The sequence below is a fragment of the Geothrix sp. 21YS21S-2 genome (genome assembly GCF_030846775.1).
In the GTDB taxonomy this organism is placed as follows: domain Bacteria; phylum Acidobacteriota; class Holophagae; order Holophagales; family Holophagaceae; genus Mesoterricola.
In genome coordinates this window covers 1847094-1869402 of sequence record NZ_CP132910.1, presented here as the reverse complement: position 1 = coordinate 1869402, position 22309 = coordinate 1847094, and the positions used below count along the sequence as shown (strand labels likewise).

20 protein-coding genes are annotated in these 22309 nt (G+C 69.4%); 6 read left to right on the top strand and 14 right to left on the bottom strand.

Annotated elements, in window-relative coordinates:
* Positions 1-76: 76 nt before the first annotated feature.
* The 7 genes from RAH40_RS08435 to RAH40_RS08405 form a co-directional block, all read right to left on the bottom strand.
* A complete protein-coding gene (locus RAH40_RS08435) occupies positions 77-1243 on the bottom strand; it encodes a metallophosphoesterase (protein ID WP_306601652.1) in 1167 nt (388 codons plus the stop codon).
* Between the two features lie 32 nt (positions 1244-1275).
* Complete coding sequence (locus tag RAH40_RS08430) at positions 1276-2538, bottom strand: GNAT family N-acetyltransferase (RefSeq protein ID WP_306601651.1); 1263 nt, start codon at positions 2536-2538, stop codon at positions 1276-1278.
* 73 nt (positions 2539-2611) lie between these two features.
* Positions 2612-3178: a TetR/AcrR family transcriptional regulator gene (locus tag RAH40_RS08425; protein WP_306601650.1), complete on the bottom strand. Its 567-nt coding sequence runs from the start codon at positions 3176-3178 to the stop codon at positions 2612-2614.
* A 291-nt stretch (positions 3179-3469) separates the two neighbouring features.
* On the bottom strand, positions 3470-3817 hold the full coding sequence (locus RAH40_RS08420; protein WP_306601649.1) for a GIY-YIG nuclease family protein: 348 nt from the start codon (positions 3815-3817) through the stop codon (positions 3470-3472).
* Entirely contained in the window at positions 3801-4421 is a 621-nt protein-coding gene (locus tag RAH40_RS08415) for a DUF2239 family protein (protein ID WP_306601648.1), read from the bottom strand. Before RAH40_RS08415 ends, RAH40_RS08420 begins: the two co-directional genes overlap by 17 nt.
* Positions 4422-4498: 77 nt before the next feature.
* The gene (locus RAH40_RS08410) at positions 4499-6499 is read right to left on the bottom strand and encodes a pentapeptide repeat-containing protein (protein WP_306601647.1); all 2001 of its coding nucleotides are present in this window, start codon (positions 6497-6499) and stop codon (positions 4499-4501) included.
* 499 nt (positions 6500-6998) lie between these two features.
* Entirely contained in the window at positions 6999-8363 is a 1365-nt protein-coding gene (locus tag RAH40_RS08405; RefSeq protein ID WP_306601646.1) for an MFS transporter, read from the bottom strand.
* Positions 8364-8467: 104 nt separating this feature from the next.
* Between RAH40_RS08405 and RAH40_RS08400 the strand changes: the two genes are divergently transcribed.
* Positions 8468-9454, top strand: a complete 987-nt coding sequence (locus RAH40_RS08400) for a fumarylacetoacetate hydrolase family protein (protein ID WP_306601645.1) — start codon at positions 8468-8470, stop codon at positions 9452-9454.
* On the top strand, positions 9451-10293 hold the full coding sequence (locus RAH40_RS08395) for a flavin reductase family protein (protein WP_306601643.1): 843 nt from the start codon (positions 9451-9453) through the stop codon (positions 10291-10293). The genes RAH40_RS08400 and RAH40_RS08395 overlap by 4 nt, the downstream gene beginning before the upstream one ends.
* Here the strand turns inward: RAH40_RS08395 and RAH40_RS08390 are convergent.
* Both RAH40_RS08390 and RAH40_RS08385 read right to left on the bottom strand, forming a co-directional pair.
* Positions 10290-10880 (bottom strand): tetratricopeptide repeat protein, encoded by a 591-nt coding sequence (locus RAH40_RS08390; RefSeq protein WP_306601642.1) that lies wholly within the window; start codon positions 10878-10880, stop codon positions 10290-10292. The two genes, RAH40_RS08395 and RAH40_RS08390, sit on opposite strands and share 4 nt — an antisense overlap.
* A 71-nt stretch (positions 10881-10951) precedes the next feature.
* Positions 10952-12055: a homogentisate 1,2-dioxygenase gene (locus RAH40_RS08385; RefSeq protein ID WP_306601641.1), complete on the bottom strand. Its 1104-nt coding sequence runs from the start codon at positions 12053-12055 to the stop codon at positions 10952-10954.
* Between the two features lie 124 nt (positions 12056-12179).
* Between RAH40_RS08385 and hppD the strand changes: the two genes are divergently transcribed.
* Positions 12180-13286, top strand: coding sequence for a 4-hydroxyphenylpyruvate dioxygenase (gene hppD / locus RAH40_RS08380; protein ID WP_306601640.1), 1107 nt, complete (start codon positions 12180-12182; stop codon positions 13284-13286).
* A gap of 3 nt (positions 13287-13289) precedes the next feature.
* On the opposite strand, the gene RAH40_RS08375 is transcribed toward hppD, so the two are convergent.
* The 3 genes from RAH40_RS08375 to RAH40_RS08365 all read right to left on the bottom strand — a co-directional run bounded on the left by RAH40_RS08375 (position 13290) and on the right by RAH40_RS08365 (position 15707).
* Positions 13290-13781, bottom strand: a complete 492-nt coding sequence (locus RAH40_RS08375; RefSeq protein WP_306601639.1) for a Spy/CpxP family protein refolding chaperone — start codon at positions 13779-13781, stop codon at positions 13290-13292.
* Between the two features lie 106 nt (positions 13782-13887).
* A complete protein-coding gene (locus tag RAH40_RS08370) occupies positions 13888-14616 on the bottom strand; it encodes a LytTR family DNA-binding domain-containing protein (RefSeq protein ID WP_306601638.1) in 729 nt (242 codons plus the stop codon).
* Positions 14613-15707 carry a sensor histidine kinase gene (locus RAH40_RS08365; protein ID WP_306601637.1) on the bottom strand — a complete coding sequence of 365 codons (1095 nt, stop codon included), beginning with the start codon at positions 15705-15707 and terminating at the stop codon, positions 14613-14615. Before RAH40_RS08365 ends, RAH40_RS08370 begins: the two co-directional genes overlap by 4 nt.
* 412 nt (positions 15708-16119) lie before the next feature.
* Here RAH40_RS08365 and RAH40_RS08360 point away from each other — a divergent pair, with 412 nt between their 5' ends.
* Positions 16120-16845 (top strand): hypothetical protein, encoded by a 726-nt coding sequence (locus RAH40_RS08360; protein ID WP_306601636.1) that lies wholly within the window; start codon positions 16120-16122, stop codon positions 16843-16845.
* On the opposite strand, the gene RAH40_RS08355 is transcribed toward RAH40_RS08360, so the two are convergent.
* Entirely contained in the window at positions 16846-17292 is a 447-nt protein-coding gene (locus RAH40_RS08355; protein WP_306601635.1) for a hypothetical protein, read from the bottom strand. It lies immediately after the preceding gene.
* Complete coding sequence (locus RAH40_RS08350) at positions 17292-18206, bottom strand: lysine exporter LysO family protein (RefSeq protein ID WP_306601634.1); 915 nt, start codon at positions 18204-18206, stop codon at positions 17292-17294. Before RAH40_RS08350 ends, RAH40_RS08355 begins: the two co-directional genes overlap by 1 nt.
* A gap of 34 nt (positions 18207-18240) precedes the next feature.
* On the opposite strand from RAH40_RS08350, the gene RAH40_RS08345 reads away from it, so the two are divergent.
* Positions 18241-19413, top strand: coding sequence for an alanyl-tRNA editing protein (locus RAH40_RS08345; RefSeq protein ID WP_306601633.1), 1173 nt, complete (start codon positions 18241-18243; stop codon positions 19411-19413).
* A 366-nt stretch (positions 19414-19779) separates the two neighbouring features.
* A complete protein-coding gene (locus tag RAH40_RS08340) occupies positions 19780-21933 on the top strand; it encodes a hypothetical protein (RefSeq protein ID WP_306601632.1) in 2154 nt (717 codons plus the stop codon).
* Positions 21934-22309 lie beyond the last annotated feature (376 nt).

The following is a 22309-nucleotide window of genomic DNA, read 5'->3' as shown; positions in this document are numbered from 1 at the left end:
CTGGAGCTTCACCCCTCGATTGGAAAAATTCCTGTCAGTTGCGGCGCCTCCTGGCCCGGCCTGACCGGGAAATGGGTCAGCCTTGTGCAAATCCGGGCTTGTCGAGGGAACCGGAAGCCGACCTCAGCACCAGCAGGGTCAGTTCCTGCGGCACCAGGAACCGGTTGGGCGGGCCCCATACGCCCGTGCCCACACTGGTGTAGACCCACAGGCCGCCCTCCCTGGACAGCCCCTTGCCGTGCCTGTAGAGGGATGGCACCAGGAGGCTCCAGGGGAAGTACTGCCCGCCGTGGGTGTGTCCCGAAAGCTGCAGGCGCACCCCGGCCGCCGCCGCGGCACGGGTGCCGGTGGGCGGATGGAACAGCAGAATGGGGACCGCCTCCGGCGGGATGCCGGCCAAGGCCCGGGCCAAGTCCGGGCCCTGCCCGGTCTGGGCGGCGGTGGGATCGGGCATTCCGGCCACGGCGAGCCGGGCGCCGTCATGCTCCAGCACCGCATGGCCGTTGTCCAGGATCCGCCAACCCATGCCCCGGATCACCTGCAGCCATCGCCCGAGCCCGGAATAGTATTCATGGTTGCCGGTGACGAATGCTGCGCCGTGGCGCGCCCGGATGGCCCCCAGACGTTCCGCCTTGGGCCGCACCCCATCGGCCTCGGCGTCCACCAGGTCGCCGGTGACCGCCAGGAGGTCGGGCCGGAGGGCGTTGGCGGCGTTCACCAGGTGCTCCACCTGGTACCAGGGCGTCGTCGGACTGAGGTGCAGGTCCGAGATCTGGACGATGCGGAAGCCATCCAGGGCCGCCGGCAAGTGCGGGATGGGGATCTCCACCTTGCGGGTGCGCGCCGGCCGCAGGGCCGTGGCCAGGCCCAGCAGGGAGGTGCCCAGGGCCGCCGCCGAGGCCACGCCCAGGGCCCAGGGGCCCACGTGGATGCCCGTGGCCAGGCGTACCAGGGCCTGGACCAGGTCCGCCGCCCCAAGGTAGACCAGGAACGTGGAGACCAGGCCAAAGCAGCCGTGGCTCAGCCAGAGCAGGGCCCCCAGGCGGTGGCCCAGGACCGGGACCCGCTGAAGGAGCGTGATCAGCAACATGCCCGCCAGCATGGACGCGACGGTGAGGCGCACCAGGCCCGCATGGGCCGTCAGGGCCGGCCACAGGGCGATGGAACGTTCAGACAAGTATGTTCCGGCGCCGCCCAGCACCAGGAGCAGCACGGAAAGGAAGATCGCGAACCGTTTGAGCATTTCAATTCCAATCTGAAGGTTTGGGAACGGATTCAGCCGAGGGCGGGCTGCGCGTGCAGGCCGTACCACTCCTGGGTGAAGGGTCTTCGCAAAGGGGTGGATTCCGCCCGCAGGCGGGGCGCGATGAGCCGGGCCGCCTGGTTCGGAACGCAGTCGCGGTGGCGCAGGTAGCAGACCTGCTCCAACGGCTCGGCGCCGAGGGTGCTCTTGATCTCGCTGGCGGTGCGGCCGTAGTGGAGCTGGCGGCAGCCTCGGGCGATGGCGATGTGCAGGTAGTCGCAGAGCAGGCGCGGGTAGATGGACAGTTCGGGGTTGAGGGCGTAGTCCAGACCCACCAGATGGGCTTCCAGGATGCCCCCCCACACGAAACCCGTGAGGAAGCCCACCAGCACGCCTTCATGGAAGTAGCCGCGCAGGATGAATTCCGGCCCCAGGGTCCGGCGCAGGTTCAGGAAGGTGGCGAAGGTGGGCCTGCCGAGGCGGTTTTCAGCCCGCTGGTGGACAGCGTCGAACAGCTCCATCCAGCGATCCTGGAAACGGGGCAGGTCCTCGGCGGCGAGATCCCGCACCTGCAGGGCCTGGGACTTGGCATAGGCGCGCCGGGCCTTCACCCGGTACTTCGAGGCCAGGCAGCCCAGGTAGGCCTCGAAGCAATCCCAGGACGGATCCAGGCGCAGAACCATGGCGGGCTCCGGGCGCAGCCCCGCGAACGCGTGCCGGCCCAGGCTCTCGCCGAAGGGATTGGACGCCGCGTCCAGATCCTTGATGAGGACGCCGTCGAGGGTTCCGGTTCCGTCCAGTTCGCGCTGCACCACGGCCAGTGCGGCCAGGAGGGCTTCCATCGCCCGGCGGGGCTCGATGGCCGGGTCGAACCGGAAGCCGTGTTCCCCGGCCGCCATCGGGCTGCCGCAGACGAGCACCTGGAAGTCCAGGGGACGCTTGGCAAGGCGCAGGTTGCGGGCCAGGAAGGACAGTACGGGGCCCCCCTGGAACCGCTCCCCCAGCGGCCTCCCCTGGAAGCGGGTCCGCTGGAAGCAGGCCACCCCCACCAGCCGTTCGCCCTCGTGGAAGGTGGCGTAGCGCATGGCCTCCCCCGGCGGCAGCCCTCCCTCCACGGCCCGCAGATAGGGGCGCTGAAGGAACGGGCTCGCCGACGCCACCAGGGCGTCCCAGGCGGATCCCGCGGGGGCGTCGATGGAGTCCAGGACGCGGAATGCCAGGGTGGACCCGCTGAGGCAACCCTGCCGGAACAGGCATGCCTTTGGAGCGGTCGGAGGGGATGGGAGGTTGGGCATGGGAAAGGTTCCCTTCTTTGCGGCATCAGGAATGAGTGGGTGTCTAGTCAGTCATAAACTGCGCAAAAAAAAATCAGGCGAGCATCCGCCAGAAGGCCTCGAAGGCCGCCCTGCCATGCGCGTCGGCATGATCCGGGTCCTGGATCGCAAAGTCGATGGTCGCGTCCGCCAGCGCGTTCATCAGGGATAGGACGAACGCCAGCGGAACCTCGCGCATGGGACCGGCCGCGCGGATCCCCTCCAGCAGGTCCAGGACCTTTGCGAACGACGCCCCGACGATCTGGCGGCTCGCGGGCGTGATCGCGTCCGACACGCACAGGTGCGCGAGCGCCCGGCGCTTCTCGGGGCAGGCTTCCGCCCACTCCAGCCAGTGGGTCCACAGATGCAGCACCTGGGTCCGGGGTTCGCTGCCGGAGGGAAGATCCGCCATCGCCGCGGAAGCCATTTCGACTTTGAGGTCCAGGTAGAGCTGGTCGAGCAGTTCGTGCTTCGTCTCGAAATAGGTGAACAGCGACCCGTTGGAGATCCCGGCCGCCTTGGCGATGGCGGCCGTCGGCGCCCCCAGCCCCTGGGCGGCAATGACCCGGGTGGCCGCCGCCAGGATGGCGCTGCGCTTGTCCTCGCTTTTCGGTCTGGCCATGGCCCCCACACTGTGTCTGGTTAACACGTTATACCTGATTGGCTAGTCAGTCAATCCGGGTTCCGCCGGCCCGGACTGCATGGTGCCAAACGCTGGCCCCCCGAGAGATCGGGTGAGCCAAGCCATCGGCTCGTAACGCAAGAACGCTCGCGTCACGCCGCTGCGACTCGAACCCTCCCAATCCGCAAACGCCAGGAATTGCGCCAGGGGTTTCAAGGGTGGTTTTCCGCACGCTCCTGGTTCTCGTTTTCACCTCTGATGGCTGTTTTGGCCGGCTTCAGGGGCGTTTTCTCACCGGCTGCCGAAACTCCCACCCGCCAGGCGGCGCGCCCACTCCGCCAGGCGTTCCTTGAGGGTCTCCTTCAGGACGAAGGGGGCCAGGTCCCCGGCAAGCACCTCCAGGATCACGTACTCGAAGGCCTCCGCCCCATGGTGGTCCCACGCGGCCTGCAGGCTGCGGTCCAGGTGCCGGCGGTCCTCCAGCACGTGCCAAAGGCCGTTGCGGGTGGTGTCCAGGTCCTTGGCGGCGCCGGCCCAGGCCCGGCCCGAGGCGATGTGCCGGACCGCGTAGATGCCGGGCCTGGGCTTGCGCTCCTTGTAGGCGCGCAGGGCCGCCTTGCGGTCAAATGCCGGATCCATCCTCGCCTCCTTGGGAATCGGGTCCGGGGCGCCCATCCCGGCCGAGGGCCGGTCCGGCCAGGAACAGCACGTGCCGGCGCACATCGGCGGGCCAGGGGGCGCTGTGCTCCCCGAACCGTTCGGCGTCCCCGGCGAACAGGGCCCGGGAGGCCTCCTCGAAGCCCGGTTGGTCGCCAGCCAGGGCCGACATGAACCGGTAGGCAGCCTCCTGGGCGGATCGCAACCGGTCCACGTCCTTGCGGGCGCGCCGGGCCTCCTCCACCAGCCGGCGCAGGGCCACGGAAGCGCCACCGGGCTGCGTGTTCAGCCACTCCCAGTGCCGGGGCAGCAGCGTCACCTCCCGGGGCACCACCCCGAGTCTGGGCCGGCCCCGGCCCCGCGGGGCCTCCGGCGGCGGCGCGAGCCGGGCCAGCAGGTCCGCTTCGGTGCCCCGGAGGTCCAGGTCGATGACCCGGCCGCCGGCGTCGTCGAACACCAGCGCCGACCCTTGGGGATCGGCCTCCAGGGCGCGCTTCACCGCCACGGCCACCGAGGCCAGGGACCCCGCGGCGAGCCGCCGCGAGCCCAGGAAGGCGGTGCATGAAAGGGGGAAGGGGGTTTCCATGGGGTGTCTCCGTTGACCAGAGACTATTTTATCCGGGTAAAAATTTGAGGCTAGTTATTTATCCGGATAAAAATCCCCTAGCGCCAGTGTTCGGCGATGGGGTAGGCGGTCATGACGATCTGAACCTCCTGGTCCTCCACGATGTGCCGCTCCGTGATCACCCGGAACCACCGGGTGGGGTGGACGCCCTGGCAGTCGCGGTAGGTGCCCACGATCTCCTGACTTTCGCAGGCGGTTTCAAAGCCTCCGTCGGGCGCGGTCACCTTGGCGATGGCCCCCGAAGCCAGCATGCCCCGGGCGATGAGGGCGGCCAGCGCCTGCGGGTTCGCGAAGGGCGCGGCCCATCGGCCATTGGCCTCCGAGGCGCCGCAATGGCGGGCCTGGCTGTGCCGGACCGCTCCGGGGGCCAGCAGCACCGCCTGTGTTTCCAACTGGTCCAGCAGGGCGTCCAGCTCGATCGAGGGGACTTCGGGGGCGGGCGTGGGCGGACCGGGGGGCGGTGCCGGCGCCTCCTTGGGCTCGAGGGCCTGGCGCGCCAGCAGGGCCTTCTCGGCGGCCTCCAGCCTGCGCTGGTGCAGGGCGTGGCGTTCCTCCCGGCTCGGGGTCTTCGCGACAGGAACCGGCCTGGGGTGGTAGACCGGAACCTCCCAGGAGGACGTGGTGGTGGAGGACGTGCTGGAGTCGCCGCCTGCTGGAAGGGCGGCGGCCTTGCGAGGGCCCTGCTTGGACTCGGCCGCTTCCCATGCCAGGCGATCGACGGGGCCAGGCGCCAGCCGCGTCGCCGGCCGGAGCGCCGCACGGATCGAGCCGATGGCGCTCCGGCCCTGCAGGGTGAAGAGCATGCGGCCGTCCGGTGCCGGGACGATCTCCTGGGGCCGGCTGCCCCGGGGCAGGGGGAACCAGGTGATCCGGCCGCCGGAAGCGATCCGTCCGATGCGCTCCCCGGCCGTGTCGGTGAACCACATGGAGCCGTCGGGCCCGGGGGCGATCCCGTGCGGCTGGGTGGCCGGGCCGTCCAGGAGGTGGACCTTGCACCCGCTGCCATTCACGCCGATCTCGCCGATCCCCGGCGGCCCGGCCTGTATGAACCAGAGCCGGCCGTCCTGCCCCGGCACCAGGCGCCGCGGCCGGCTTCCGGGGGGCAGGGCGAACGTGGACGGCGGTTGACCCTGTCCCCGGTGGAAGAACACCCTTTCCTGTTCGGGTACGGCGAAGGCGATGCCCGCTTCGTTCGAGCCGGACATCCCAAGGGTGCCGGCCGCCGGCCCCGCGCAACGGAAGGCCAGGTCCCGGAACCCGAACGTGTTGCTGGCAGGATCGTGGCTGATGCGGCAGACCCGTTCCGCCAGCGAGACCCAAAGGTCGCCGTTCGACCCTGCAACCACCTGATTCGGCCGGGCGGGAATTTCCATCTTCCAGGTACTGAATCGAATGGGTTCGCCGCTGATCGCCCGGCTCACGCTCGCCAAGCTGCAAATGCCGATCATGCGGTCGCCCACGCTCCACAGCCGGCCGCGGCTGTCGGCCACCAGGGCGTGAATGCGGGTATCCACCACGGGCGGCATGGCGTGGCGAACCCCGGTGACGGTCATGTTCTCGATGGCCGGATGGTCGCCTTGGGTCCAGAACAGGCGGCCATCGGGACCGGCCGCGAGGTTGCGCACCGGACCCCGCTCCTCGTTCCCGGGCCTGCCCAGGTTGAGCGTCTTGACGTGGCCGACGTCCTCGTCCTCGAGGATCTCGAAGAAGGGATGGAGCCGCGTATCGGACAGATCGAGGCCGATGGCGCCGCCGATGTCGGCGCAGAAAAGGCGGGCGCCTTCCAGCCTGGCGCCGGTGAGGTTGGCGCCCTCCAGCCTGGCCCGGGTGAGGTCCGCGCCGCGCAGATCCGCGCCGGCAAGGTCGAGGCGCCGGAGATCCGCGCCGCGGAGGTCGGCGCCCCGGAGACCGGCGCCGGCCCGCAGGTGCAGACCGCGCAGGGTCAGGTCGTGGAGGATCCCGCCCACGGCCGGAGCCTCCTTCTCCTTCCTGTCGTCAGGAAGGCCGAAGCCCTTCAGCTCGGCCAGCAGGGAGCGCATGAGCGCTTCGGTTTCGCCCCCGCCACCGGTCGCCGGGACGGGAGCTGTCCGGCCGGGCGGGACCGGATCCATGGCGGAAAGGGGCGCCAGCAGGACCGTCGCCAGCGCCGCCCGGCGCCACCGGTGAGCGTTTCCCCGGAGGGTCGAATGGCAAGTGTGCATGTTTTGAAGTCCTCGGGACAGGGCAAGGCCGCGCCCTGCGGGCTGCGGTCCGTGGGGTCCAGCAAGGATATGTGTCGTTCATTTGAATTGGGTTCCCCTGGAAACCGCGGGACTTCCTGAACAGATGAGGGGGGCGGTTCACGACATGAAGATCCCCATCCATCCCCTGGATCCGATTCATTGTATATTGCGGCCGGGGAAATGCAGGACTGGGCCGGCGAAAGCAGGTAGCCTGCGCGCCTTCTCATTCCTGCACCTGCCCTGCTGATACAGGGATGAACCGGATCCAGGGGAAAGGGCAGGAAAAGGTCTCACCGGTCCTTTCCTTGGGTCTCCCCTAGGGGTTCCGGCTGGTCTTGAAATCCTTTCCCAGCCATCCCCGGGCCAGGATCAGCATGACGGTCGTCAGCATGGAAACCATCCCGAAGATCAGCCACATGGTCCCGGTGCGCCCGGGGCCGCCCTCGGGGCACCAGGTGGCGAGGGCCGTGCCGGCGTAGAAGCTCACCAGCATCTTGGTGAGGAACCAGGGGAACTGCGCCACCCCCATGTAGGCGCCGGTGCGGCCCTCGGGGGCGATCTCCGCGGCGTACTGCAGGAACCGGGGCTGCCACATGGCCTCGCCCACGCTCATCAGGACGATGTAGGCCAAAAGGCCCAGGGCGGTGGGCCCCAGGGCCAGGATGAAGGTGGGGCTGGCCATGACGGCGGTGCCCAGGATCATCATGGTGTAGACCTTCACGCGGGTGGTGAGCGCGGCCACCACGGGGCAGAGCACGAAGACCAGGAGGGTGTTCAGGCTGCTGGCGGCCTCGAAGTGGGTGCCCACCCAGGTGCCCGCGAAGGCCCGGCTCACGTACGGTGCGAAGAGCAGCCAGTTGTAGGCGAACAGCGTCTGCACGGGGATCAGGCAGAAGATGAAGAAGGAGAATTTCGGATCGGCCAGGGGGTGGTTGCGCAGCCAGTGCATGAGCCCGCCCGAGGGCGCGGCGTCCGCGGGGGCCGGGGGCGCCTCCTGGGCCGCGAGGCCCGCGGCCAGGGCCTCCCTCTCGGTCTTCCGGCTCAGGAGGAGCATCAGGGCCGCCAGGCTCACGAGGGTGACGGCCGAGTAGAAGACGAAGGCGCCCCGGATGCCCCAGTGGGTGCGCACGGGCGTCATGAAGGTGGGCAGCCACCCGCCCAGGTTCATCACCGCATAGAGCATGGCGTAGCCCATGCCCGCGGTGGCCGGGGTGGTGAACTTGCGGATGGCCGCGTAGCCCGCGGGGTAGCACATGCCGTAGCCCGTCATGACGAACGTGATGGCCAGGGCTCCCGTCAGGGCGAAGGGCGTCAGGAAGCCGCCGCCCCGCAGGCCCAGGTAGGGCGCCAGGGCCAGCAGCGCGCGTCCGGCGAACATGATGCAGAGCGAGATGATGAAGGTCCTGCGCAGGCCCCAGGCGTCGGCGCGGCCCCCGAAGAAGAGCATGGAGATGGTGATGCCCCAGGTGAGGAAGCCCACCATGAGCCCCGCCTTGGGATCCGACAGGCCGCCGTACTGGTTGAAGTACATGTGGAGGTAGATGACCATCCCGAAGTAGACGAACCCCTCGAGGAAGCTCAGCAGGTTCACGGCCCACAGGGCCCTGGGCGCGTGCACCAGGTCGATGAAAGGCTGGACGATCTGGTTCAGGGGGGACTGTTCCACAGGGGGCGTGGCCACGGGCATCTCCGGACAAGGGGGTAGGGAACTGTACCACGCCGGAGAGTTGCGAATTCGACTGCCGGTGAGTCTCAGTCTGGTCTAGACTTGCCCCAGGAGTGCCCATGAAGCTGGTGACCTTTCTGCACAACGGACAGGAGCGCATCGGCGCCGTCACCGGCGGCGGGCGCATCCTCGACTTCCATGCGGGCGACAAGCGCCTGGCCGTGGACATGCTCACCCTCATCCGGAGGCAGGACACCCTCATGCCCCTGGCCCGGGCCCTGGCGGCCAAGGCCCCTGGCGCCGCCTTCCTGGACGCGGGGCAGGTGACGCTCCTGGCCCCCGTGCCCAGGCCCGTGTCCATGCGGGACGGCTACGCCTTCCGCCAGCACGTGGCCACCGCCCGGCGCAACCGCGGGCTGGAGATGATCCCCGAGTTCGACCACTTCCCCGTCACCTACTTCACGAACCACCAGGCGGTGACGGGCCCCGGCCCCGTGGAGGTGCTGGAGCACCACCTCAACCGCCTGGACTACGAGCTGGAGGTGGCCGTGGTCACCGGCCGCCCCCTGAAGAACGCCACCCTGGCCGAGGCCGACGAGGCCATCTTCGGCTTCATGGTCATGAACGACTGGAGCGCCCGCCACCTCCAGATGGAGGAGATGAAGCTCAGCCTGGGCCCCTGCAAGGGCAAGGACTTCGCCACGAGCCTGGGGCCCTGGCTGGTGACCTGCGACGAGCTTCCCCTGGAGCCCAGCCCCCAGGGACGGGTGCTCCGCGCGCGCATGACCGCCTCGGTGAACGGCCGCCTCCTGAGCGACGGCGAGGCCTCCTCCATGAACTGGACCTTCGCGCAGATCCTCCAGCGCACCTCCTACGGCGTGCAGGTGAACCCCGGCGAGGTGGTGGGCAGCGGCACCGTGGGCACCGGCTGCCTCCTGGAGCTCAACGGCTCCAAGGTCACCGAGGACCTGTGGCTGAAGGACGGGGATTTCGTGGTGCTGGAGGTCCAGGGCCTGGGCCGCCTGGAGAACAGCGTGGCCCGGGCCGAGGGCATCGCCCTCCCGCCCGAACTGGTGGCCATGGGGCCCCGGAGTCCGCTGCCGTGAAGACGATCCTGCCGGCGGACCTGGACCCCGCCGCCACCAACGCCCTGCTCACGGGCGGCGTGGGCCCCCGTCCCATCGCCCTGGCCAGCACCGTCTCGGCGAGGGGGGAGAGGAACCTTGCGCCCTTCAGCTTCTTCAACGCCTTCGGGAGCAACCCGCCCATGGTGGCCTTTGCCCCCAACCGCAGGGCCCGGGACGGGACGGTCAAGGACACCTACCTCAACGCCACTTCCACCCGCGAATTCGTCATCGCGGCCGTGAGCTTCGCCATGCTCCAGCAGGTGAACGTGGCCAGCGCCGAGTACCCCGGGGACGTGGACGAGTTCGTGAAGTCCGGCCTCACGCCCCTTCCGGCGCGGTTCGTGGCGCCGGCGCTGGTGGGCGAGTCGCCCTTCCAGATGGAATGCCGCCTGCACCGGGAGGTGGAACTGGGCTCGGGCCCCGGGTCGGGCCTGATGCTCATCGGCGAGGTCCTGGCCTTCCACGTGCGGGAGGACTGCCTGGACCTGCATCCGGACCGCCTGGACCTCGTAGGACGCAATGGCGGGGCCTTCTACACCCGGGCCTCAGGCCACGCGATCCTCCAGGTGGCCAAGCCCACGGGCCGCCCCATCGGCTACGACGCCCTGCCGGAGGCCCTGAAGCGCAGCCGGATCCTCACCGGCAACGACCTGGGGCGCCTGGCCAACTCCGCGGAGCTGCCCGACCCCGCCCAGGCCCCTGCCGTCCGGGACGACCCCGGGGATGCGGAGGGGTTGGAGCGGGCGATCCACGTGGCGCTGCAGCGCGAGGACCTCGCCGAGGCCTGGCGGCTCGCCGGGCGGCGGTCGATGCTTTAGATTCCCGTCAGGAACTGCTTGGCCTGCTGCCCCTGGGGGCTCTCCGGAGCGATCTCGACGATCTTCGCCCAGATCTTCCTCGCGGCGGCCTTGTCGTTGAGGTTCGTGGCGTACACGATGCCCATGTTCAGCATGCTGGGCAGGTGGTTGGGATCGAGCTTCCCGGCCTGCTTGAAGTTGGCCAGGGCCTTGTCGTAGGCCTTCAGCTCGCGGTACATGACGCCCTGGTCCGTGAGGATGTCGGGGGCCTTGGGGTTCTTGGGGTCGAGCGCCAGGGCCTTGGCGTAGGCGTCCACGCTGAGCTGGGGCTGGTGGGTGTCGAAATAGTCGTTGCCCAGCAGCACCAGGGCGTCGAAGTCCTTGGGGTTCTTTTCCAGGGCGGACTTGGTGGCGGCGATGCGGGCGAAGGCGTCCACCTGGCCCATGCCCATGGGGGGCATGCCGGCGGGGGGGGCGGCCGCGGCGGGCGGAGCCGGGGGGTGGTTGTGGCCGCTGGTGGTGGTGAAATAGACGCCCGTCCCGTAGCCCAGCAGGAAGCCTGCCACGAGCCCGGTCCCAAGACCGATCAGGATGTTACGGTTCTCCACGATGCCTCCAACCCGACAGAAATGAACGGATCGGAATTCTCTCATGAAGCGGTGGAACCTGCGAGCGGGTCCTATTTCCAGCTGGACCAGTAGGCCTCGTTCTCCACGGCGGCCGCCGCGGGCGTGGCTTCCAGGGGGTGGTAGGCGTCCACCATGACGGCCACTTCGTCCGTCCGGTCTTTCAGGCGGGAGGCGGGGATGGCCTTGGGGTGGGGGCCGTGGTGGATGCCCTGGGGATGCCAGGTGACCATCCCGGGACCGATCCCCTCCCGGCTGAAGAAGTTGCCGTCGGAGTAGAACAGGACCTCGTCGTAGTCGATGTTCGAGTGGTAGAAGGGCACCCGCATGGCCCCGGGCTCCTCCTCGAAGGGGCGGGGCAGGAAGGTGCAGATGACGAAGTTCCGCCCCAGGAAGGTGCTGTGGGCGCTGGGGGGGAGGTGGTAGCGGGGGCTCACCACCGGGCGGATGTCCTTGACGTTGATCCGCCACACCGTGAGGTCGCCCTTCCAGCCCACCACGTCGTTGGGATTGAAAGGGTAGTAGACGCGGGTGATGACGTTGCGGCGCTTGATGTGCACGGCCCACTCCCTTTCGGGTTCGGCGGGGGGCTCCAGCTCCGGCGTGTCGATCATGGCGGGATCGAAGATGGCGTTGGGACCCAGCTGGTTGCGGTCCGGGATGGTGATCTCCCCGGCGCTCTCGATGAGCAGGTAGGCCTGGGGCCCGGCCGAAGGCAGGAACCGGTAGGTCGTGCCCCGGGGCAGCACCAGGTAGTCGCCCCGGGCGTAGTCCAGCACCCCGAAGGTGGTCTCCAGGCGTCCGCCGCCCGCGTGGATGTAGTAGACGTCGTCCCCGTCGGCGTTGCGGTAGAAGAAATCCATGGTCCCGGCGGCCACCCAGTGCAGGGCCACGTCCTCGTTGCGCAGGAAGCACACCGGCTCGAAGGGGCCCGCGGGAGGGAGCCTGTTCAGGTCGTAGCTGCGGGGCCGCAGGGGCCCCTCGATGCGGGTCCAGGCGGTGGTGGGGTGGGTCCTGTATAAATGACTCGTGCGCCCGAAGAAGCCCTGCCGGGCGAACTCCTCCTCGAAGGTGCCCTCGGGCAGGTCCACGTGCGCCTGGCGGGTGATCCGGCCCTTGCGCAGGGGAAAGAGGCTGGATTCATTGGTCAATTTCATGGTTTCACCTGGGTGGGGGGGAATCGGACCCCAGAAGTGTAGCGCCGAAAAAACTCCGCGGCGAACCTGTCTCAATCTCTGCGCGGGCTGCTATGATCCTGGGTTCCTCCGAACGGAGTCATGAATGCCCAAGACCAGTTTCGCCCTTTCCACCCCCACGGGCCGGGCCGCCACGAACCCCCTGGGGATCGAGCGCATCGACCACTTCCAGATGACCGGGGTCCTGGACCGGCTCGAACCCCTCTACCGGCGCCTGGGCTTTTCACGGGTGGCCTCCGGCAAGGCCCCCTGGGGCCGGCTCGTGCACCTGCGCCAGAACCGCATGGACGTGCTCATCCTGGAGGCCGACGACACCCACTGGGCCGGACGCTATTTCCACACCCACGGCGAGGGCGTCTGCGCCCTGAACTTCCAGGTGGCCGACCTGGACCGCGCCCTGGCCACGGCCCGCCACAACGGCGCCAAGGTCATGCTCGAGCCCGAGACCCACCACCACGGCGGCGGCACCCTGCGCTTCGCGGCCATCAAGGGCGTGGGCGACGTGCTGAACTACCTGGTGGAGCGCTCCGGGGACGTGGAGCCCTTCTGGCCCTTCCTCCACCCCGATCCGGGCCTGCCCCTCTGTGAACCCGGCCTGGTGCGCGTGGACCACCTCACCAACAACGTCGGCCCGGGCGAGCTGGAGCCGCTGGTGGACTTCTACGAGCGGGTCTTCGGGTTCGCCGTGACGCGCACATTCAACATCCGCGGGCACCTGGGCACCGGGCTCAACTCGAAGGTCGTCCAGAGCGCCAACGGCCGGGTCATCATCCCCATCAACGAGCCCACCGACGGGAAGAGCCAGATCCAGGAGTTCGTCAACCGCCACCATGGCCAGGGCGTCCAGCACATCGCCATGTCCACCAACAACATCCAGGAGACCCTGGCCGTGCTCAGGGCCCAGGGCTTCCAGTTCCTCGCCGTTCCGCGCACCTACTACGAGCTCCTGCCCGGGCGCATCGAGAAGGGCGGCTACAAGGTCACCGAGGACCTCGGGGCCATCGAGGCCCTGGGCATCCAGATCGACGGCGACGCCTCCGGCTACCTGCTGCAGATCTTCAGCGAGGACCAGATCGGGCCGCTGTTCTTCGAGATCATCCAGCGCAGGGGGAACATGGGCTTCGGGGAAGGGAACTTCCAGGCCCTGTACGATTCCATCGAGCTGGACCAGCGGCGCCGCGGAGTGCTCTGAGCCCTACTTCCCAGGCTCTCCGCGGCGGGGCGGCGGGGGGCCGCCCAGGTCCTCCATCAGGGACCTCCGTGCTTCCATCTCCTTGCGCATGTTCTCGCGGATGCGGCGGGCCTTGGCCCGCTGTTCCGGGGTCAGGATGGCGTCGAGCTCCACGGCCAGGGCGTGGCGGTCCAGGAGCTCCCGGAGCCGGGCCTCGCCGGCGGCCGCGTGCAGGGCGCGCAGCTGCGCCTCGGTGGCGGCGGGGTCCTCGGCGGCGGCGCGCAGGGCCTCCTCGGCGTCGCGCCCGGCCCTGGGGGGCTTCTGACGCCTGTCCAGGACGGCCTTGACCGCCTTCTCCTGGCCGGGGGTGAGACCCAGGTTCCTGAACATCATCCCGGGGCCGGGGCGCCCCATGCCTTCGCCGCCGTGGAAGTCCTCCATGGGGCCCTGCGGCGGGGGCTGCTGGGCGCAGAGTCCGCCCGCGAGGGCGAGGGTCAGAAGGGTGGTGCGGATCATGGTGCCTCCTCCCATTCAAGGTGCGTCCCTGGAGCCGCCAGGTCACGCGTTCGCGGCCAATGGCGCGGGTCTGCCGCCCTGCGTCCCCGGTGCGCCGCCGGACGGGTCAGAGCCCCAGCCTTTCGCGCAGCCGCGGCGCGCCGCCCCGGCTCGCCTCGAGCTCCCCGCCCCCCGCCAGGCGGATGATGGCCCGCCCTCCCGAGGAGGGGCGCAGGCCGATGACGGCCTCGGGGCGCACCAGCAGGTGGCGGTGGATGCGCAGCATGCCCGCCGACGGGAAGGCCGCCTCCACCTCCCCCAGGCTCGTCCACTGGGTGCGCATGCGGGCGCCGGCATGGGCGTAGACCACCTCGTTGTCCACCTCGAAGTGGGTGGTCTTGCCCAGGTCCACCAGCACGATGCCCTCCCCGGCCTGCACCGGGTAGCGCAGGGGGCCGTGGTGCGGGACGGGGGAGGCCAGGGCGTGCACTTCGGAGCCCTTGCGGGCCTCGATGCGCTTCAGGGCCCGCTCCAGGCGCGAGGCGGTGATGGGCTTCAGGAGGTAGTCGGTGGCCTCGGAATCGAAGGCCTCCACGGCGTGCTCCGGGAAGGCGGTGGTGAGCACCGCGGGGATGCGACCCTCCACGGACCTGAGGATGGCCAGGCCGTCCAGGTTGGGCATGTGGATGTCCAGGAACAGGGCGTCCACGTCCTGGGGGCGCTTCAGCCACTGGGCGAGGCCCCCGCCCTCCGCGAACGTGGCCACCACTTCGCAGCCCGCCTCCTGGAGGAGCCGCACCAGGCGCTTGCTGCTCAGCGCCTCGTCCTCCGCCACGACCACACGCAGTCTGCTCATGCCTTCTCCCTCCACCGGACTTCCGCCACGGTCCATTGTTCGTCCTGGGCAAGGGTGAAGGCGCCGGCGCCCTCCATCCACAGTTCGAGCCGGGCCTCCAGGTTGGCCAGGCCCACGCCCTTGCGGGGCTCCGCGCCCAGGGCCATGCCGGTGTTGGCCACGCTCAGCGCCACGGACCCGCCCTCCCGGGCGCAGGAGATCCGCAGGTCCCCGCCCGCCTCGCAGGGGCTGATGCCGTGCTTGATGGCGTTCTCCACCAGGGGCTGGAGGAGGAGGGGCGGCAGGATCACCACGTCGGCCCAGGCCGGCCACTCCCATTCGACCCTGAGGCGCTCGCCCAGGCGCATCTCCTCCATGGCCAGGTAGGCCTCCACCAGGAGGCGCTCCTTCATGAGCGGCACGAAGTCGGCCTCGGAGTGATGGGTGAGCATGCGGTACAGGTCCGCGAGGCGCGCGATCATCTCCTCCGCCGCCAGGGGGTCCTCGTGCACCAGTTCGGAAAGGCCGTTGAGGGCGTTGTAGAGGACGTGGGGCTCGAGCTGGTTCTGGAGGGCCCGGGACCTCGACTGGCGCAGCAGGCCGGCCATGCTGCGTTCCCGGGCCTCGGTGGCCTCCTTGTCGGCGAAGACCCAGCCGAAGACCAGGGCGAAGGAGACGTTCACCAGGGCCAGGCCGACGATGGGCGAGGTCCTGCGCTCCCTGCCGGGCCCGCCGTGTTCCGGGGGCGGCCCCTCCGGGCCGGTCATGGGGGGAGGCTCGCGGAAGTCCCGGGGCCGCCGCGGGCCCGCCACCTGGGGGACGCTCAGGATGAGGGTCACCCAGAGGACGTTGAAGAGGAGGGACTGCACGATGCCCCGCCCCAGCCCGGTCATGGGCGCGTCGTCGCCGGTCCACTGCCAGGGCAAGGGGGCCAAGGCCAGGTGCCCCAGGAGCAGGACGAAGGGGAAGACGATCTCGGACACCGAGACCCCCGGCGGGCCGAGGGTGAAGCGGAACAGGCAGAACATTCCCCCGACCAGGAGGATGATGGCCAGGTTGGCGCGGCTGGAGACGCGCTTGAGGATGGTCGGGGTGATCAGTTCCTGCCGCATGGGTTTCCCTGGATTCGGGGCGATGGCACAGCATCCATGAAAACAGCGTATCGGGCAAACCGCTCGGCACGGCCGCCCAACGGCCGATCCGCCCCGCCGGATGTCACCCGGGTCCCGATGGGCGTTCCGGCACGGGGGACCCCCGGCGACCCGGCCGCCGGGAACACCCCTGCGGAAAGTGCCCTGTGTGCGTAAGTGTATATTTATAAGATTTTACCTTTTCAATCCCCCCCTCCCCGCCACGGCCCGCCGAAGACCCGCTTCGTTCGCCCCTCCCTGGGCGCGATCCGGCGGCGCGAACCAGCGATTGGCCGGAAACCCTTTCCCCTGGCTCATTTCCGGCCGAAACGTACTGGCGGGAGGATTGCATCGGGACACAACGGACTGTGTCCGCATCCACCAGGAGGGAACCATGAACATCTCCGCAACCGGGACGTCGAGCCTGTCGGCCCTGTACCTCCAGCAGCTGCTGGGTCTGACGGGGTCGTCCCCGGACGACTCCTCCGACACCGGCACCACCGCCACGGACCTCCTGACCCTCTCCGCCGCCGGCCAGCAGGCCGCGGCCTCCAAGGGCACGGATCCCTTCCAGGCCGACCTGACCTCGCTGGAGTCGAGCATCACGTCCGGGGACCTGGCCTCCGCCAGGAAGGCCTACCAGTCCATGGTGGAGAAGATGCAGAGGAACGGCGAGATCCCCGGCGACTTCGCGGCCATCGGCAAGGCCCTGGAGTCCGGCGACCTCACCGCCGCCTCCACCGCCCTGGAGGGAGTCCAGGCCAAGGCCGCCAAGGGCCCCCAGGGCGGCCCGCCCCCGCAGGGCTCCAACCCGCTCGAGGAGGACATGACGACCCTGGGCACCCTGATCCAGTCCGGGGACCTCAGCTCCGCGAAGACGCTCCTCGCCTCCATCCTCGCCAAGGCGAAGGGCCTGGGCACCGACGATTCCACCACGTCGGCCGCGAGCTCCCTCACCACCGCCCTGGACGCCTCGGACAGCTCCGCGTCCAGCAGCGCCTGGGAGGCCCTGCTGGTTAGGCTCCAGGCCGAGCAGGGCAGCACCGCCGCGTCCTATGCGAAGAGCCTGGAGTCCATGGCCGCTGCGGCCTACACCAGCAACGCCTCGGCATTGGGGTAGCTACTTCGCCCACTCCAGGCTGTCGCGCTTGGCGCGCCAGTGCGCGCCCAGGTCCAGGGCGATCGCCATCTCGCACAGCTCCAGGGCCCCATGGAAATCGGCCCGTTCCGTGCGGGCCTGCACGCCCCGCTCCAGGGCCGTGGTGGCCTCCAGGGCCCGGCGGTAGCCGTGGCCCAGGGCCGGCTCCATCTCGGGGAGGTTCTTCAGGAAACCCTGCAGGGCCTCCTCCACGCCCTCCCAGTCCTGCAGCATGGCCCGCGCCTCCGCCAGGAGATCGTAGGCCACGGCCTTGACGGCGTTGGGCAGGGACTGCTGGCCCTCCAGGGTGCGCGCGAGGTACTTCGCGGCGCCCGCGGGCCCGGTGATCGAGGCCTCCCGGTGGCCTTCCACGAGGTCCTCCAGGACCTCCTTCACGGACTTGTTCACGCGTTCGATGCGCTTGGCCATCAGGACCCCAACAGGATGCGTACGAGGGGGATCACCGCGAGGCTGCAGACGATCCCGGAATAGAAGGAGACGAGGGTGTAGGTCCGCCCGGAGTAGCGCTGCACGAAGGGCAGCATGACGTCCATGGAGGTGGCGCCCCCGATGTGGATGGGCAGGTAGGGCGAGATGCGCGCCGCCAGCGGCGCCGAGAGGATCGCGAAGAGCTCGCGGGTGACGTTGTGGATGAAGGCCAGGAGCGACATCACCACCAGGCCCTTCTGGGCGATCAGGACCGAGGAGAGGGAGTACCACCCCAGGCCGGAGTAGAGCAGCAGCCCCTGGCGCAGCGGCATTCCGCGCAGGAGGCTGAAGAGCGAGCCGCAGCCCAGGGACAGGACGATGTTGAGGAAGGGCATGAGCAGGATGGGCCAAGGCAGGTCCCTCAGCTTCAGCCGGTGGAGGTCGGCGCCCAGGTCGAAGCCGATGACCACGGCCAGGATGCGCAGGAGCCAGTCCGCGACGGCATCCAGGGGCAGGGCCGCGGCGGCCCGGTCCGGCAGGAGCAGGAAGGCCGCGGCCCCCAGGGCGATCCAGGCCACGTTCCAGAGCACCGCGGCCAGCTCGTGGCCGCTCCCGGAGGAGGGTCCCTCGGGGGCGCTCGCGGGCCCGCGCCTCACCTTGGATGCCGCCCAGAACACCAGGAAGAAGACCGCCACCAGCAGGAGGCTGCTCCCCACGGCGGCCGCCAGCACGCCCAGGTCCCGGGCGAAGAGCTCCCGGGAGCGGGCGAGGCGGGTCCCCATGATGAAGAGGAGGGATCCGATGGCGTAGCGCGTGGCCGCCCGGTTGAGAAGAATGGCCTTCTCATTGAGGCGTGAGGCATAGCCGGCCAGCGCGCCCGCGAACAGAAGCAACAGCAGGGCGAGCACGTTCATCCGGCCATCCTATCACCCATGGTACGCTTTCCCCATGAGCGACCTGGCTGCCTACGAACGGGACCCCTACCTCACTGAACTGGACACCGCCGTGCTGCGCGCGGGCGAGGACGGGCGCCCCTTCGCGGTGCTGGCGGACACCGTCCTCTATCCCGAGAGCGGCGGCCAGCCCCCGGACCACGGGACCCTGGGCGCGGCCGAAGTCCTGGACGTGCAGAAGCGCGACGGGGAGGTCCGCCACTACCTCTCGGCACCGGTGGCCCCGGGCCCCGTGAAGGTGCGCCTGGACTGGGGGCGCCGCTTCGACCACATGCAGCAGCACACCGGCCAGCACCTGCTCACCGCCGTGGCCCAGGACCGCTTCGGCTGGGAGACCAAGGCGTTCCACCTGGGGGAGGAGGTCTCTGACATCGAGCTGGGCGTGGCCGCCATCGGCGCCGCGGAGTTGCGCGCCCTGGAGGAGGCCGTGGCCGAAAGCATCCGCGCGGCGCGCCCCGTAACCGCCATGCGCGTGAAACCGGAGGACCTGCCGGGGCTCGGCGTGCGCTCCAGGGGCCTGCCCGAAGGCTTCACGGGCGACGTTCGCCTGGTCACCATCGAGGGAGTGGACACCAACACCTGCGGGGGCACCCACGTGCGCTCCACCGCCGAGCTGGAGGTGGTCAAGCTCCTGGGCACCGAGAGCCTGCGCGGGGGGACCCGCCTGTTCTACGTTGCCGGGGGCCGCGCCCGCCGCCGCTTCGAGGCCCATGAACGCCGCAACGGCACCCTGAGGTCCCTCCTGGGCGCGCCGGACCCGGGGCTCGTTCCGGCCCTGGAAGGCAGACTGGAGCAGACCCGGAACCTGGATCGAAAAGTCCGGGCCCTGGAGGAGGAACTGGCCGACCTGCTGGTCGAGGCCCTGGCCGCCCGCCCGGGTTCCCTGGCCGACCATCATTTCGAGGGACGGGACGCCGCATTCCTCCAGAAAACCGGTCGCCTGCTTGCTGCCGCAGCCCCGCACAAGGCCGTGTTCTTCACGTCCACCCTGGAGGGCCAGCACTACTTCCTGCTCACCGCGGGCGAAGCCTCCCCCCTGGATGTCCCCGCCCGCGGCCGGGAGCTGGCGGCCCTCCTGGAAGGGCGGGGCGGCGGTTCCGGCCGCCTCTTCCAGGGCAAGGCTCCCAGCCTGAAGGCCCGGGCCGCAGGCGCCGGCCTTCTGGGCTGATTGACCTGGTTTGTTCAAGTCATGGTTGAAAAGGGATAGACCGGTCCCTGCATGGGCCTGTTTTTGCCTGTTTTCCGGCATTTTCGCGGCGGCAGGAGCCTCCTGAGGCTGTGAGATAACCGCATGCCTCACGAGGTTTTAACGGCAACATTGCCGCCCGGCGCAAGGGCTTTCATGGCTCTTGTGACCAAGAACACTCCCAGGTCACGATTGAAGGACTGATACTTCCCGCATCTGGTTCCCTGATCAGGTCCCGCAGGGCAATCGGATCATTCACCAAAACATTGATGCGCAAACCGACGCATCCACGAACCATGACCCCCCGTTAGCCGGCCTTTGCCGGCGGGACGGGGAGTGGGAGTAATCATGCATGCAACCTTCTTGGCCGGAGGCCTGTACCGGGGCATCACCCGGCTCCGCTCCGCCTCCATCCTCAGCGCGGCCCTCAGCCTGACCCTTGTGGCGGGCGGACTCGTATCGTGCACCTCCACCCCGGCCGCCCAAAAAACGGCTTCCCTCACCCTCAGCCCGGCCGACGCCACCGTCACAGCCGGCGGCACCCTCGACTTCACTGCCACCGCGGATGGCATGGGCCAGGCGATCACCTGGTTCGTGGACGGGGTCGAAATGGGCAACGCCACCCTGGGCACGCTTGAACTCAAAGGCAGCGCCCTGAAGGTCACCTATGCAGCCCCGGCGGCCGCGGGCACTCACACCGTCAAGGTCGTGGGCGTCGACGCCCTCGGCAACCCCGTGACCCGTTCCAATAAGGTCACCGTCACGGGTTCCGCCACAACCCCGCCCCCGACGACGCCTCCCCCGACGACGCCTCCCCCGACGACGCCTCCCCCGACGACGCCTCCCCCGACGACGCCTCCCCCGACGACGCCTCCCCCGACGACGCCGCCCCCGACGACGCCGCCCCCGACGACGCCTCCTCCGACGACGCCTCCCCCGACGACGCCTCCCCCGACGACGCCTCCACCGACGACGCCGCCCCCGACGACGCCTCCTCCGACAACGCCTACCCCGACGGATCCTCCCCCGACTGGCAGCACCGTCGATCCGGGGCCCCTGGCGGCCTTCCCGGGTTGCGAAGGCATGGGCGGCGGCGCCACCGGCGGGCGCGGCGGCGCGGTCTACACCGTCAACACCCTCGAAGACACCGTCCACGCCAATGTCCCGGCCCAGAACGGCCCCAAGGGGGCGGTGTGCTCCCTGCGCGACGCCATGACGAAGACGGGACCGCGGACCATCGTCTTCTCCGTGGGCGGGACGATCACCCTGCACTCCACCATGTGGCCCGTGCCTCCCGGGCTCACCATCGCGGGCCAGACGGCCCCCGGCGGCGGCATCCAGGTCCGCGGCGACGGCACCTTCGGCACCGGCGGCGCCCTGCTCTGGTACAGCGGCAACACCATCATCCGCTACCTCCGGATCCGTCCGGGCAACGCGCCCGCAAACGCCTCCCAGCAGGGCCTCACGGGTCTGGCCACCAACGACGACCGCAGCGCCGACGTGGTGCTCGACCACAACTCCTTCGAATGGGACGGCAACAAGGCCGCGGCGTTCTGGTCGGCCCAGGGCGTGTTCCGCAGCACCTTCTCCTGGAACCTCGTGGCGGAGTGCATGGCGCCGCACAGCACGGGCCTCCTGGTGGGCGGCGATACCATGGGCCAGGCCAACATGAATGAGGCAAGCTGGGACGGGCACCACAACGTCCTCGCCACCATCGACCACCGCCTGCCCCAGACCTGGCTCAAGTACGGCCGCTGGATCAACAACTACGTGTCCGGCTACGGCTACGCCATGCTGATCCGGGGCGGCACCCAGTTCGACATCATCGGCAACGTCTGGGACGGCATCAACACGGGGCTCCCCGCCAACGCCGCCAAGAACGAGGTCCGCTGGGCCGACACCCCCGCCCACAACGAGAACCAGATCGTCTCCTCCGGCACCGCCCAGATCTACATGAGCAACAACTTCGGCCCCAAGAACCCCCTGGGGTCCTACGACAACTTCTCCACCATGCTCAGGCTCGCCAGCAACGAGAACGGCCAGCTCAACGACGCCCAGGTGGACACGAAGTACAAGGCCTCATCGCCGGTCATCCCCTCCGCCCTCAATGCCTGGCCCATCACCATCACGCCGCTGACCCGCAAGGAGGACCTGAAGGCCCTCCTCGCCCCCAAGGTCGGCGCGAACCGCCGGCTGGCCCCCGACGGCTCCTGGGTCGACAACCGGGATCCGGTCGATTCGCGGATCATCAACTACTTCCTGAACCCGGCCTCCAGCCCCACCTCCCTGGTCACCACCGCAGGTCCCTATCCGTCCCTGGCCGCCGGGACCCCCCCGGTGGACACCGATGGCGACGGCATGCCCGACGTCTGGGAGGACGCCCACGGCCTGGACAAGAACGACGCCTCCGACCGCAACGTCAAGAGGCCCAATGCCAGGGGCTACACGAACCTGGAGCTGTACCTCTCGGGGCTGTATCCCAACGGGACGCCCCTGCCTTAAGCCAACTATCGAACGAGCGGGCCCGGGTGAGCGATCACCCGGGCCCGCCCCGTTCTGCAGGACGTGAAATCCTGGTGATACCCACCGCCCGCCTGGAGGGACGGGATGCCCCGCCCCTTCAGGCGGGCGGCCTCGGATCGTGACCCTCCGGGCTGGTGAATAACCGTGTTGAAAAGTAGGATGCGGGTCCTGGTTCCTGCCGGGTTTTCCTCGTTTTCCGGCGTTTCCGCCGCGGGCAGATGCACCAGGGGATGCATTCCAAGTGGCCTGATGAAAGGCCTTAACGGTCATTTTCTCAACACCTGCAAGGGGTTTCCGGGCTCCTGTGATCGAAAACACTCCCCTGGCTCCATCCTGGGACCTATACTTCCCGCAT

Excerpts from the sequence above, each read along its gene's own strand:
- RAH40_RS08400 (WP_306601645.1), top strand. The coding sequence starts at position 8,468 with ATGAAGCTGGTGACCTTTCTGCACAACGGACAGGAGCGCATCGGCGCC.
- RAH40_RS08435 (WP_306601652.1), bottom strand. The coding sequence starts at position 1,243 with ATGCTCAAACGGTTCGCGATCTTCCTTTCCGTGCTGCTCCTGGTGCTG.
- RAH40_RS08360 (WP_306601636.1), top strand. The coding sequence starts at position 16,120 with ATGAACATCTCCGCAACCGGGACGTCGAGCCTGTCGGCCCTGTACCTC.
- RAH40_RS08355 (WP_306601635.1), bottom strand. The coding sequence starts at position 17,292 with ATGGCCAAGCGCATCGAACGCGTGAACAAGTCCGTGAAGGAGGTCCTG.
- RAH40_RS08415 (WP_306601648.1), bottom strand. The coding sequence starts at position 4,421 with ATGGAAACCCCCTTCCCCCTTTCATGCACCGCCTTCCTGGGCTCGCGG.
- RAH40_RS08410 (WP_306601647.1), bottom strand. The coding sequence starts at position 6,499 with ATGCGCTCCCTGCTGGCCGAGCTGAAGGGCTTCGGCCTTCCTGACGAC.
- RAH40_RS08370 (WP_306601638.1), bottom strand. The coding sequence starts at position 14,616 with ATGAGCAGACTGCGTGTGGTCGTGGCGGAGGACGAGGCGCTGAGCAGC.
- RAH40_RS08375 (WP_306601639.1), bottom strand. The coding sequence starts at position 13,781 with ATGATCCGCACCACCCTTCTGACCCTCGCCCTCGCGGGCGGACTCTGC.
- RAH40_RS08385 (WP_306601641.1), bottom strand. The coding sequence starts at position 12,055 with ATGAAATTGACCAATGAATCCAGCCTCTTTCCCCTGCGCAAGGGCCGG.
- RAH40_RS08425 (WP_306601650.1), bottom strand. The coding sequence starts at position 3,178 with ATGGCCAGACCGAAAAGCGAGGACAAGCGCAGCGCCATCCTGGCGGCG.
- RAH40_RS08420 (WP_306601649.1), bottom strand. The coding sequence starts at position 3,817 with ATGGATCCGGCATTTGACCGCAAGGCGGCCCTGCGCGCCTACAAGGAG.
- RAH40_RS08350 (WP_306601634.1), bottom strand. The coding sequence starts at position 18,206 with ATGAACGTGCTCGCCCTGCTGTTGCTTCTGTTCGCGGGCGCGCTGGCC.
- RAH40_RS08365 (WP_306601637.1), bottom strand. The coding sequence starts at position 15,707 with ATGCGGCAGGAACTGATCACCCCGACCATCCTCAAGCGCGTCTCCAGC.
- RAH40_RS08345 (WP_306601633.1), top strand. The coding sequence starts at position 18,241 with ATGAGCGACCTGGCTGCCTACGAACGGGACCCCTACCTCACTGAACTG.
- RAH40_RS08340 (WP_306601632.1), top strand. The coding sequence starts at position 19,780 with ATGCATGCAACCTTCTTGGCCGGAGGCCTGTACCGGGGCATCACCCGG.
- RAH40_RS08430 (WP_306601651.1), bottom strand. The coding sequence starts at position 2,538 with ATGCCCAACCTCCCATCCCCTCCGACCGCTCCAAAGGCATGCCTGTTC.
- hppD (WP_306601640.1), top strand. The coding sequence starts at position 12,180 with ATGCCCAAGACCAGTTTCGCCCTTTCCACCCCCACGGGCCGGGCCGCC.